Origin of the sequence: Modestobacter sp. VKM Ac-2977, assembly GCF_026968045.1 — a bacterium.
Classification (GTDB): domain Bacteria; phylum Actinomycetota; class Actinomycetes; order Mycobacteriales; family Geodermatophilaceae; genus Modestobacter.
Genome location: NZ_JAPVBQ010000015.1, coordinates 1 through 236, shown reverse-complemented (window position 1 = coordinate 236; position 236 = coordinate 1). Strand labels below are relative to the sequence as shown.

Sequence of the window (236 nt, the reverse complement as noted above, 5' to 3'; positions counted from 1 at the left end):
GGTGCGCTCACCGAGACGCACAAGATCCTCCAGCGCATGCGCGACCTGTCGGTGCAGGCCTCCAACGACGGTGGGCTGAACAACGACGCCAAGAAGAACATCCAGTCCGAGATCGGCCAGCTGAAGTCCGAGCTCAACCGCATCGCCGACACCACCAAGTTCAACGGCAAGGCGCTGCTGGACGGCAGCTACTCGGGCACCTTCCAGGTCGGGGCCAACAAGGGCGAGACCATCTC

At 63.6% G+C, this 236-nt stretch carries 1 protein-coding gene; it reads left to right on the top strand.

The genetic code is table 11. The features are described 5' to 3' along the window. Positions 1 to 36 precede the first annotated feature (36 nt). The coding region (locus O2V63_RS20715) for a flagellin N-terminal helical domain-containing protein (protein WP_442929050.1) at positions 37 to 236 on the top strand (200 nt) is incomplete at its 3' end.